We start from the raw sequence: 11,717 nt of genomic DNA, 5'->3' as shown, positions 1-11,717 counted from the left end.
CATCGCACGCACGCCGGCATGATCGTCTCCATCTCGTCCTTGCGGACGCGGCGGACGTGCGGATCGGGGGCGATGCCGTCGGGCATGCGGTCGGTGACCATGAGCGGCTGATGGGCGCGCACCTCGCGGGCGGGGCCCCAGGTCGGCTCCAGCAGCCGCCACAACTGGGCGGTGGATTCGGCGGGGCCGACGATCGAGGAGCAGCGGCGGCCGGAGCGCCGGGCGCGGTCGGCGAAGGCCCGCACCGCGCGGGGGGTGGCGCAGATCGGGACGAGGTTGGCGCCGGCGTAGCACAGCGAGGTCAGCATGCCGTCCTCGTACCAGCCCCACATCTCCCCGCCCAGACGCCAGGGATCGAGGCCCGCGACATGGACGCGGGACGTGACGAAGGCGTTCGCGACCGGCTCGCGGTCGAGGACGGCGAGTGCGGCGTCCAGGTCACTCGGTCCGAGGACCCGGGTGGTCGTCTGCGTCAACAAGTGCGGGAGCCTCACCCTTGGGTCTGCTGATCTCCGCACTGTACCTGCCGCGCCTGGACGGTGCCCCCCGGTGGGGGGCTGCTGTGGCTTATGGGACCACCGTGACTCACTGCCGAGCGGTGAACCCTATGAACGCCTCCCAGGACGCGGACGGGATCATGAGGGTGGGGCCGGTCTCGGGGGTGTGCTTGGAGTCGCGGATGTGGACGGTGGAGGGGATCGTGGCGACCTCGACGCACTGGCCTCCCTGTCCGTCGCTGTAGCTGCTCTTGAACCACTTCAGCCTGGACCGGTCTTCGACGTTCATGTCTCCCCCAGCAGCTTTTCCACGAAGGCCAACGATTCGCGTGGCGTCAGAGCTTGCGCACGCAGGACGCCATATTGCTCTTCGAGCTCCCTGACGGTTCCGCGATCGGTGAACAGGCGGCTGTATTTATACGCCTCCACGTAGGCGATCCTGCGCCCTTCCTTCGTCTCGATCAAGGTGAACGGGCCAGTGAGTGCGGCATGTTCTTCACGGTCGGTCGGCATGACCTGGATCTCCACATGCCGTCGCTGCCCGATGAGCAGGATCTGTTCCAGCTGCCCCCGTGTGACCGTCCGCCCTCCGAGGCGTCTGCGCAGGACCGACTCCTCGATCACGAAGCTGGTGGTGGGCAGCGGCTTCCTGGAGAAGAACTGTTGTCGGGCCAGACGGGCCGACACGCGCTGGCCAATCGTCTCCTCATCCAGCACAGGGCGGTGCATGGTGAACACCGACCGTGCGTAATCCTCCGTCTGCAACAGGCCATTGACGACCCTGGTGTCGTACACGTGCCACTCCACCGCCTCCCTCTCCAGCTTCGCCGCGTCCCGGAAGAACGGCGGATACTGCGCCCTCTCCATCTCCTCGACCAACTCCAGCAACACCCCGTGCGCCCCGAGCACTTCGTCCGCCCGCGCGATGAACTCCGCCGACGGGATCCGCCTCCCCTGCTCGAACGACGCGATGGTCGACTCGGAGTAGCCCGTCCGCGACCCCAGTTCGGCCCGCCCCATCTCCGCCCGAAGATGTGCGGTACGCCTGTCCCCTGCTCCTCGCTCATGCACTCCTCACCGCTCTCGCGCAGCCGTGGTCACGGCTCGCCGCGCGTACAGACGCCGCCCTCCCGCGTACAACCAACGGTGGTCCCGGCTGAGCCCCTGTCCAACGCTACGCAGCGTGCGCGACCGTGAGCACCATGAAGTCGGCAAGCTCCTCCAACTGGCATATTCAGGACCGCACCGCGCCCGCACACGAGTTCGCCATGCGGTTCACGTCCACTCCGCGCGGCGCGCGGCTCGCCAGGCGCCTGGTCTCCCACCGTCTGGACGAGTGGGGGCACCCCTACGGCAGTCCCCTCAACGAGACCGTCACGCTCATCGCCTCCGAACTGGCCGCCAACGCCGTACGGCACGGTCATGTGCCGGGGCGGGACTTCCACGTTCGGCTCACCGAGACGCCGGAGGTGGTGCGTCTGGAGGTCTGCGACACGCGTACGGAGCGGCTGCCCGCGTCCCGGCCTCCGCAGGACCCGGCGAACGACGAGTCCGGACGCGGGCTCCTGCTCGTGGAGGCTCTGGCCGACCTGTGGGGCGTCGTACCGCGCAACCCGGGGAAAGGCGTCTGGGCGGAAGTACGACGAAGTCCCGCCACCGACGGGTGACGGGACTCCGGGAAGAAAGGAGCGGTGCTCAGCCGGCGACCGACACCGACGGCTCGCCGGAGGCCGCGCCGTCCTTCTGCATCTGCTCGGCGAGCTTCATGGCCTCCTCGATGAGGGTCTCCACGATCTTCGACTCGGGCACGGTCTTGATGACCTCGCCCTTGACGAAGATCTGGCCCTTGCCGTTGCCGGACGCGACGCCGAGGTCCGCCTCGCGGGCCTCGCCCGGGCCGTTCACCACGCAGCCCATGACCGCGACGCGCAGCGGCACGTCCATGCCGGTCAGGCCCGCGGTGACCTCCTCGGCCAGCTTGTAGACGTCGACCTGGGCGCGCCCGCAGGAGGGGCAGGAGACGATCTCCAGGCCGCGCTCGCGCAGGCCGAGGGACTCCAGGATCTGGATGCCGACCTTGACCTCCTCGACCGGAGGCGCGGACAGGGACACGCGGATGGTGTCCCCGATGCCCTGGGACAGCAGCGCACCGAAGGCGACCGCCGACTTGATGGTGCCCTGGAAGGCGGGACCGGCCTCGGTGACGCCCAGGTGCAGCGGGTAGTCGCACTGGGCGGCGAGCTGCCGGTAGGCCTCGATCATCACGACCGGGTCGTTGTGCTTGACCGAGATCTTGATGTCCCGGAAGTCGTGCTCCTCGAAGAGGGACGCCTCCCACAGGGCGGACTCGACGAGCGCCTCGGGGGTCGCCTTGCCGTACTTCTGGAGCAGCCGCCTGTCCAGGGAGCCCGCGTTGACGCCGATCCGGATGGGAGTGCCGTGGTCCTTGGCGGCCTTGGCGATCTCCTTGACCTTGTCGTCGAACTGCTTGATGTTGCCCGGGTTGACGCGGACGGCGGCGCAGCCGGCCTCGATGGCGGCGAAGACGTACTTCGGCTGGAAGTGGATGTCCGCGATCACCGGGATCTGCGACTTCTTCGCGATGGTCGCGAGGGCGTCCGCGTCGTCCTGCGTGGGGCACGCGACGCGGACGATCTGGCAGCCCGACGCCGTCAGCTCCGCGATCTGCTGGAGGGTGGCGCCGATGTCCGACGTACGGGTCGTCGTCATCGACTGCACGGACACCGGGGCGTCTCCGCCCACCGCCACAGGTCCGACCTGGATCTGCCGGCTCTTCCGGCGCTCGGCGAGCTTGGTCGGAACGGACGGCATGCCGAGTGAAATCGCAGTCATCTGCTGTGCAACCCCAAGTTGTGGATCAAGGTGCGGTCCCGGAAAACGGCGGGCTCCAGGCTCCGAGATTACGCCACGTACATGAACGCGGAGACACAGCATCCCAGGAGTCCACCCGATGGTGGTCCCGGGTGTGGCGGCCGTCCTCGCCACACTCGGGGCCACCCGGGGGCGTCAACCGGCCGGGGCGTAGGCGTTGGCCTGGATCGAGTACAGGTCGGCATAGCGGCCGCCGAGCAGGACCAGTTCCTCGTGGGTGCCCGCCTCGATGAGTCGGCCGCGGTCCAGGACCAGGATCAGGTCGGCGCCGGTGACCGTGGAGAAGCGGTGCGAGACGATCACGGTGACCGCGCCGGTGCGGGTGGCCAGGTCCCGGGCCCGCTGCATGTAGCGGGCGAAGATGGCGTCCTCGCTGGGTGCGTCCAGGGAGGCGGTCGGCTCGTCGAGGACGAACAGCAGCGGATCGGGCCGCATGGAGGCGCGGGCGAGCGCGGTCTTCTGCCACTGGCCCTCGGAGAGGTCCACACCGTCGAACTCCCGGCCCAGCTGGCTGTCCAGCCCGTCGGGCAGCCGGGCCACGAGCGACTCGGCGTCGGCGGCGCGCACCGCCTCGGCGATGCGTTCGCGGTCCTCGACATGGGCGAGGTCGCCGAGCCCCACCGCCTCGGCGAAGGAGGTGTGCAGGCGGCCGAAGTCCTGGAAGGCGGCGCTGGAGCGGGAGCGCCAGTCCTCGGTGTCCAGCCCGGCGAGGTCCCTTCCGTCCACCGTGATGCGGCCGCTGTCCGGGCGGTAGAACTTGGCCAGCAGCTTGACCAGCGTCGTCTTGCCCGACCCGTACTCACCGACGATCGCGACCACCGAGCCCGCGGGCAGGGTGACGTCGACTCCGTCCAGGGCGAGCCGGTCGGTGCCGGGGTAGGCGTAGCTGACGTTCTCGAAGGCGATGCCCGCGCGCAGTACCTCGGGTGCCTTCTCGCCGCCCCGGACCCGGGCGCGGTCGGCCGTGACCCAGTCGCGCAACCACAGGTACGGTTCGATGAGCCGGCTCGCGCTCGCTGTGTCGGTGGCCCGGACGACGGCGAAGTGCACGGACTCACGCAGGTTGTTGGCCACCGCGACGGTGAGCATGATGTCACCGACCGTGCCGTGGCCGCGCGCCACCCGGTGGGCGACGAGCGCCAGTCCGGCGACGAAGCCCGCGGTGAACAGTCCCCATCCCGACATCTTCCACACCGCGGCGCTGATCCGTGCCCTGGCGCGGCCGCGCATCGCCTCGTCCCAGGCCTGCCGCTGGAGCCGGGCCAGCTGGGGTCCGGATCCGGCCACTCGCAGTTCCTTGCCCGCCGAGGGCGAGGTCGCCAGCTCGAACAGATGCCGCTGCAGCCGGAACGCCTCCGCCGTCGCCGTCTCCGCCTCCTTCACCGCCCGCAGGCCGCGCTGGTCGAACCACAGCGGTACGGCGGCGAAGGGGAGCAGGAACAGCAGCCAGGGGTTCATGGTGCCCAGCAACACCAGCGCGACGATCACTTCCACGACGTTGAACACCGCGTCAACCGAGGCCCACAGGCTGTCGGCGATACCCCAGGCGGAGTTGCGGACGACGGTGACGCGGTCCAGGAAGTCCGTACGCTCCAGGTGGTCCAGGCCCTCGACGGTGGCGATGTCCCGGTGGATCTGCTGCAGGAGGTCGGTCAGCCCGACCTTTTCCACCAGCAGGATCCGCAGGCTCCCCGTCGCGCCGCGCAGGAGGGAGGTGACACCGTAGGTGAGCGCCGCACCCAGGGCGGCTGCCACGGCCTGGCCCGCGTGGTGGGCGAGGGCCGCGTCGACGGCCTCGCGCAGGCAGAGAGCGGAGGCGGCGACGGCGGCGACGGAGGCCGTCCGGGCCGCCAACAGGCCCCCGACCAGCCGTGGCTCCTTCCGCCAGGACAGCCGGAAGAGTTCGGCCCACAGGCCCAGATAGCGCTTCACTCGAGCTCCCCGTCCTCGATGCGGTCGTCGAAGCCGGCGACGAAGCGCTCGGCCTGGATGGCGAACATCTCGGCGTAGGAGCCGCCGAGGGCCATCAGTTCCTCATGGGTGCCCGACTCGGTGATCCGGCCGCCGTCGAGCACGACGATGCGGTCGGCCTGGCGGACCGTGGACAGCCGGTGGGAGATCAGCACCACACTGCTGCTGCCCCGGTGCGCCGCCAGCCGGGAGAAGACATCGAACTCGGTGCGCACGTCCAGGTGCGCGGTCGGCTCATCCAGCACCAGCAGCCGGGCTCCGCTGCGTACGGCGTACAGCGCGCGGGCGAGCACCACCTGCTGCCACTGGCCGCCGGAGAGGTCCACCCCGCCAGTGCGTGAACGGGCCACCGGGGTGTCCCAGCCGTGGGGCAGCCGGGCCAGCACCTCGTCAAGCCCCGCGTCCCGGGCGGCGGCTTCGGCACGGGTGAGGTCGGGGGCGGTGCCGTCGGCCTGTCCGAGGGTCACATTGTCGGCAAGGGTGAGGTGGTAGCGGACGAAGTCCTGGAAGACGACGGAGATCCGGCGGCGCCACTCGGCCGGCCCGAGCTCGGCGAGATCGGTGCCGTCGGCAGTGATCCGGCCGGCGGTGGGTTCGTACAGCGAGGAGAGCAGCTTGATCAGAGTGGACTTGCCGGCGCCGTTCAAGCCGACGACGGCCAGCAGTTCGCCGGGGCGGATCTCCAGGTCCAGACCGTCGAGGACCTTGCGCTCGGTGCCGGGGTAGGTGAACTCCACCTGCTGGAAGCGGACCAGGGGAGCATCCTGGGGTCGGTTTGCGGGGGCCGCGGCGGCCGGGGCAGCGGGAGCCCCGAGCTCCTTATCCAGCTTCCGGGCCGCCTGAAGAACCGGCAGGGCACCGAGGCGGTTGCGCCAGTCGAGGCCGTCGAGGGCGGTGAACACCGACCAGCCCGCCGCGAACACAGCGGTCTCGACCGCCACCGTCGTCGTGCCGTGGGCGGCGTCCAGTGCCACCGGCACATAGGCCGCGACCAGGCCCAGCACCGTCAGGGCGAGTCTGCCCCACTGCCGGTTGAGATCGCGCACGCTCGCCGCCCAAGCGCGGTCGAACATGCCGTGGATGTGGTGCTGCTCGCGTTGCACCCCCCACTCGGCGAAACCGAAGACACGCACCTCCTTCGCCTCCGCCGGCCGGGTGAGCACCTCCTGCCACATATGGGCGCGACGTCCGTGCGGGACACCGGCCAGCCACAGACGGACGAAGGCCAGGCCCTGCCGGTACCCGACGGACCGGGTGGCGACCGCGGCGAGGAGCACAACCGGGACCAGCCACCAGGCATAGCGGGCGAGCACCAGGCAGGAGGCGGTGATGCCCAGGATGCGGATGAACTCGCCGAGCTGCGCCAAGGCGCCCTGGCCAGGAGTGCGTTCGGTCCAGTTGTCCGGGTCGGCGCGGGCCAGCCGGATCCGCTCTTGGACCTCCGGCCGTTCCAGGGCGCCGATGGTGGGGCTGCCTGCCGCGAGCAGGGCGATGTGCGCCCGGTGCGCACCGTCCATCCGGGCCTCGGCGACGAATCGCAGCGGCTCCGCCAGCGCGTCGACCACATGCCCGGCGAGCAGGACCGCGCCGAAAGCGAGCAGTGGCCCCAAGGCGACGGCCAAGACCTCGCCACTGCCGCTGGTGCCGAGCCGTGAGACCAGCAGCGCCATGGTGACCGCGGTCGCGGCGGGCACCAGGGCCTCCGCGATCTTCAGCAGAACGAAACCGACAAGTAGCGGACCTCCGGCGTCTCGTAATGGTCGCAGAAGCATCCATCGCTCACGAACGGTCAGACCCACAGTGCCTCCGACAGGCCGGGAAGGCTCCCGATGCTTGTGTCGAACACCTTCCGCCGCAAGTGGGTTTACGGTGACCGCAGGCCGGACAGGGCGGCTCCGGCTCGTGATCTTCGCCGTTGGCGGTCATGTGGCGGCGGCTGCGGTGACCTCGTTCCAGCGGCGGTGGCAGGTGGCACGAGGCGCCGTACGAAAAAAGTGCGTGCTCTTCACTCGCGTGAGTTACGCAAGGGAAGAGCACGCACAGGGCCACCGCAACAGAAGTGACCGTTTGCTAGCTGATCTTGACCGGATTCACGACATCCGCGATCAGGACCAAGATCGTAAAGCAGATGAACACACCGGCCACCACATACGCCACCGGCATCAGCTTCGCCACGTCGAAGGGCCCCGGGTCCGGGCGGCGCAGCAGCTTGGCCAGGTTGCGGCGCAGCGACTCCCACAGGGCGCCCGCGATGTGCCCGCCATCCAGCGGGAGCAGCGGAAGCATGTTGAACAGGAACAGGGACAGGTTGAAGCCCGCGACGAGCATGAGCATCATCGCGATCTGCTGGGACGGCGGGATGTCGAGGGTGAAGACCTCGCCGCCGACCCGGGCCGCGCCGACCACGCCCATCGGGGAGTCCGGCTGGCGCGGGGCGTTGCCGAAGGCGGCGTCCCACAGGCCGGGGATCTTGCCGGGCAGGGAGACGATGGACTCGACGCCGTTCTCCATCATGTCGCCCATGCGCTGCACGGACTGGTCGAGGGACTGCTGCACGATGCCGGTGGCCGGGGTGAAGCCGAGGAAGCCGGCGTAGACGTACTTGCCCTCGAGGTAGCCGCCGTTGCCGTCCGTCTTGCTGACCTGGTTCTTGATCAGGTGGGCGTGCAGGTCGACCGTCTGGCCCTTGCGCTCGACGGTGATCGTGACGTCCTTGCCGGGGTTGGCGCGGATGTCGGACTGGAGGGTGGACCAGTCCTTCACCTGCTTCCCGTCGAACCCGACGATCTTGTCACCCGGCTTCAGACCGGCGGCCAGGGCGGGCGCGGCCGGGTCGCCCTTCTCGCACTTGGTGCGGTTCTCGCTCTGCTGGATGACGCAGTCGGAGATCTTGGAGACCGTGGTGGTCTGGGTCTGGACCCCGAAGGTCATCATCACGCCGAGGAAGACCACCACGGCGAGGATCAGGTTCATGAAGGGGCCCGCGAACATGACGATGACGCGCTTCCACGGCTTGCGCGTGTAGAAGAGCCGCGACTCGTCACCGGGCTGCAGCTCCTCGAAGGACTGCGCCCGGGCGTCCTCGATCATCCCGCGCCACGGCGAGGTGGAGCGTGCCTCGATCCGGCCGTCGGGACCGGGCGGGAACATGCCGATCATGCGGATGTAGCCGCCGAGCGGGACCGCCTTGACGCCGTACTCGGTCTCGCCCTTCTTCCGCGACCAGATGGTCGGGCCGAAGCCGACCATGTACTGCGGCACGCGGATGCCGAAGAGCTTGGCCGTCGACAGATGCCCGAGCTCGTGCCACGCGATCGAGAACAGCAGGCCGACCACGAAGACGACTATGCCGAGGATCATCATCAGAGTCGTCATGCACGAGCCTCCGCCGTTGCCGTCTGCGCCGTCAGTTCCCTGGCCCGGGCGCGCGCCCAGGTCTCCGCTTCGAGGACGTCCGCGACGGTCAGGGAAGTTCCCCGACGAGGGGTGCCGTGCTCCTCGACCACCCGTGTGACCGTATCCATGATCCCGAGGTACGGCAGGCCGCCGTTCAGGAACGCGTCCACGCACTCCTCGTTTGCCGCATTGAACACCGCCGGGGCCGTGCCCGCGAGCTGCCCGACGTGCCGGGCGAGTCCCACCGACGGGAACGCCTCGGTGTCGAGCGGGAAGAACTCCCAGGTCGACGCCTTGCTCCAGTCGAAGGCGGGTGCTGCGTCGGGCACCCGTTCGGGCCAGCCGAGTCCGATGGCGATCGGCCCCCGCATGTCGGGGGGCGTCGCCTGCGCCAGGGTCGATCCATCCGTGAATTCCACCATCGAGTGGACATACGACTGCGGGTGTACGACCACCTCAATACGATCGAAGGGAATGTCGTACAGCAGGTGCGCCTCGATCACTTCAAGGCCCTTGTTGACGAGCGTCGCGGAGTTGACCGTGATGACCGGGCCCATGGCCCAGGTGGGGTGGGCGAGCGCGTCCTTGGGGGTCACGTTCGCGAGCTCCGCCTTGGTGCGGCCCCGGAACGGCCCGCCCGAGGCGGTGACCACGAGCTTGCGCACGTCGGCCCGGGTGCCGGAGGTGAGGGCCTGGAACAGGGCCGCGTGCTCCGAGTCGACCGGGATGATCTGGCCGGGCTTGGCCAGGGCCTTCACCAGCGGGCCGCCGACGATGAGCGACTCCTTGTTGGCGAGCGCGAGTGTGCGGCCCGCCTCGAGGGCGGCGAGGGTGGGCGCGAGACCGATCGAGCCGGTGATGCCGTTCAGGACGGTGTGGCAGTCGGAGCCGGCGAGCCGGGTGGCCGCGTCGGGTCCGGCGACTATCTCGGGCAGAACCTCCCCCGGCCCGTACTGTGCGCTCAGGGCCTCCCTCAGGGCCGGTACGACGTCCTCGCGGGCGACCGCCACCGTGCGCACGCGCAGGCGGTGGGCCTGCTCGGCGAGCAGGCCGACGCGGCCGCCGTTGGCGGAGAGCCCGGTGACGCGGAACCGGTCGGGGTTGCGCAGCACGAGGTCGATGGCCTGGGTGCCGATCGAGCCGGTGGAGCCGAGGATCACGACGTCCCGCACTCCGTCCACGGGGTCGAAGACGAGATGGGGGTCGGCAAGAGGGGCTGGGCTGTCGCTCATCCCTCCATTGTGGCCGTAGGGGGTGTGCGGGCGGTCAGGGTGTCCCTCTCTGGGCGGTGTCGTCGTCGGGCCCCTGAGCCCGGGCGGCGCTGGACGACCGGGCACCGACGCGGGCACGGGCCGTGCAGCAGGAGCTCACCGGCGAAGGGGTGCCACCGCTCGGCGAACGCGGCCGATCTGCTGGCCGCCGCGACCGCCGAGCTGCAGGGTCTCACCGTGCCGCACCCTGACAACGACTTGGAGACCATCGCTTCGGTGACCGGCCGGCCGACCCGGTGGCTGACGCCCCCGGGCGGCCTGTAGCCGTCGGTCACCGGATGGGACGGTGGACGTTCTCCTTCCGGGACGGGCCGGGTGTCGCGTCCGCGATCCACGGGCCGTCGCCGGACGGGTCGATGATGCCCTGCTCCAGCCACTCGTACGTGCCGGTCAGCACGCCCTTGACCACCTTGCGGTCCAGGTCGTCCGTGTTCGTCCACAGGCGGTCGAACAGTTCGTCGACACGGATGCGGGACTGCCGGCAGAAGGCGTCGGCCAGCTGGTACGCCTCGCGGCCGTGGTCCCCGGTCCTGCGCAGGTGCTCGGCGCGTACGCAGGCGGCGGCCATCGCGAACAGCTCGGCGCCGATGTCCACGACTCGGCCCAGGAAGCCCTGCTTGGTCTCCATGCGACCCTGCCAGCGGGACATGCCGTAGAAGGTGGAACGGGCCAGCTTGCGGGCGCTGCGCTCGACGTAGCGAAGGTGCCCCGAGAGGTCGACCTCCCGGCGGAACTCCCCGAACGCGCCCGGCACCTGCCCCTGTCCGGCGACCAGCTTCGGCAGCCACTTGGCGTAGAAGACGCCCGCGTTGGCGCCCGCCCTCGCCTTGTCGGACAGGGACTTCTCCGGATCGATCAGGTCACCGGCCACCGACAGGTGGGCGTCGACCGCCTCCCGCGCGATCAGCAGGTGCATGATCTCCGTGGAGCCCTCGAAGATGCGGTTGATGCGCAGGTCGCGCAGCATCTGCTCGGCCGGCACGCCCCGCTCGCCGCGGGCCTGGAGGGACTCCGCCGTCTCGAAGCCGCGCCCGCCGCGGATCTGGACCAGCTCGTCGGCCATCAGCCAGGCCATCTCGGAGCCGTACAGCTTGGCGAGGGCGGCCTCGATGCGGATGTCGTTGCGGTCCTCGTCGGCCATCTGGGACGACAGGTCGACGACGGCCTCCAGGGCGAAGGTGGTCGCCGCGATGAAGGAGATCTTCGAGCCGACCGCCTCGTGCAGCGCGACCGGTTTGCCCCACTGCTCGCGGGCCGCCGACCACTCTCGGGCGATCTTCAGGCACCACTTGCCCGCGCCCACGCACATCGCGGGCAGGGAGAGCCGGCCGGTGTTCAGTGTGGTGAGGGCGATCTTGAGGCCCTGGCCCTCCTCGCCGATGCGGTTGGCCGCCGGGACGCGCACGCGGTGGAAGCGGGTCACGCCGTTCTCCAGGCCCCGCAGACCCATGAAGGCGTTGCGGTTCTCGACGGTGACGCCCTCGGAGGCCGACTCGACGACGAACGCCGTGATGCCGCCCTTGTGGCCCTCGGACTTCGGCACCCGCGCCATGACGACCAGCAGGTCGGCGACCACGCCGTTGGTGGTCCACAGCTTCACCCCGTCGAGGACGTAGTCGTCGCCGTCGGGGACGGCCGTGGTGGCCAGACGGGCCGGGTCGGAGCCCACGTCCGGCTCGGTGAGCAGGAA

Annotated in this window: 9 protein-coding genes and 1 pseudogene; 1 reads left to right on the top strand and 9 read right to left on the bottom strand. The window is 70.0% G+C overall.

The annotated features are described in order from the left end of the window. From C3488_RS37605 to C3488_RS37595, 3 genes and pseudogenes are all read right to left on the bottom strand, one after another. Positions 1 to 479: DUF4081 domain-containing protein (locus C3488_RS37605; protein ID WP_146068011.1), on the bottom strand; the 479-nt coding region annotated here is incomplete at its 3' end. 106 nt (positions 480 to 585) lie between these two features. Then, a complete protein-coding gene (locus C3488_RS37600) occupies positions 586 to 786 on the bottom strand; it encodes a DUF397 domain-containing protein (protein WP_103845341.1) in 201 nt (66 codons plus the stop codon). Continuing rightward, a pseudogene (locus C3488_RS37595) lies at positions 783 to 1,526 on the bottom strand (helix-turn-helix transcriptional regulator); the annotation flags it as partial. The pseudogene C3488_RS37595 and the gene C3488_RS37600, both read right to left, overlap by 4 nt. A 173-nt stretch (positions 1,527 to 1,699) precedes the next feature. Between C3488_RS37595 and C3488_RS37590 the strand changes: the two are divergent. Then, positions 1,700 to 2,164 (top strand): ATP-binding protein, encoded by a 465-nt coding sequence (locus C3488_RS37590; protein WP_258053893.1) that lies wholly within the window; start codon positions 1,700 to 1,702, stop codon positions 2,162 to 2,164. A gap of 28 nt (positions 2,165 to 2,192) precedes the next feature. Here the strand turns inward: C3488_RS37590 and ispG are convergent, their stop codons facing one another. From ispG to C3488_RS37555, 6 genes are all read right to left on the bottom strand, one after another. After that, the gene (gene ispG, locus C3488_RS37585; RefSeq protein WP_103845339.1) at positions 2,193 to 3,350 is read right to left on the bottom strand and encodes a flavodoxin-dependent (E)-4-hydroxy-3-methylbut-2-enyl-diphosphate synthase; all 1,158 of its coding nucleotides are present in this window, start codon (positions 3,348 to 3,350) and stop codon (positions 2,193 to 2,195) included. Between the two features lie 174 nt (positions 3,351 to 3,524). Further along, complete coding sequence (locus C3488_RS37580) at positions 3,525 to 5,321, bottom strand: ABC transporter ATP-binding protein (RefSeq protein WP_103845338.1); 1,797 nt, start codon at positions 5,319 to 5,321, stop codon at positions 3,525 to 3,527. Next, complete coding sequence (locus C3488_RS37575) at positions 5,318 to 7,054, bottom strand: ABC transporter ATP-binding protein (RefSeq protein ID WP_219822373.1); 1,737 nt, start codon at positions 7,052 to 7,054, stop codon at positions 5,318 to 5,320. Before C3488_RS37575 ends, C3488_RS37580 begins: the two co-directional genes overlap by 4 nt. A gap of 376 nt (positions 7,055 to 7,430) precedes the next feature. Beyond that, positions 7,431 to 8,735: an RIP metalloprotease gene (locus tag C3488_RS37570; protein WP_103845336.1), complete on the bottom strand. Its 1,305-nt coding sequence runs from the start codon at positions 8,733 to 8,735 to the stop codon at positions 7,431 to 7,433. Further along, a complete protein-coding gene (gene dxr / locus C3488_RS37565) occupies positions 8,732 to 9,988 on the bottom strand; it encodes a 1-deoxy-D-xylulose-5-phosphate reductoisomerase (RefSeq protein WP_103845335.1) in 1,257 nt (418 codons plus the stop codon). Before dxr ends, C3488_RS37570 begins: the two co-directional genes overlap by 4 nt. Before the next feature lie 310 nt (positions 9,989 to 10,298). Next, on the bottom strand, positions 10,299 to 11,717 hold a 1,419-nt coding region (locus C3488_RS37555), incomplete at its 5' end, for an acyl-CoA dehydrogenase family protein (protein WP_103845334.1).

This window comes from Streptomyces sp. Ru72, assembly GCF_002920635.1.
Lineage (GTDB): Bacteria > Actinomycetota > Actinomycetes > Streptomycetales > Streptomycetaceae > Streptomyces.
This window is presented reverse-complemented; position numbering and strand designations above follow the sequence as displayed.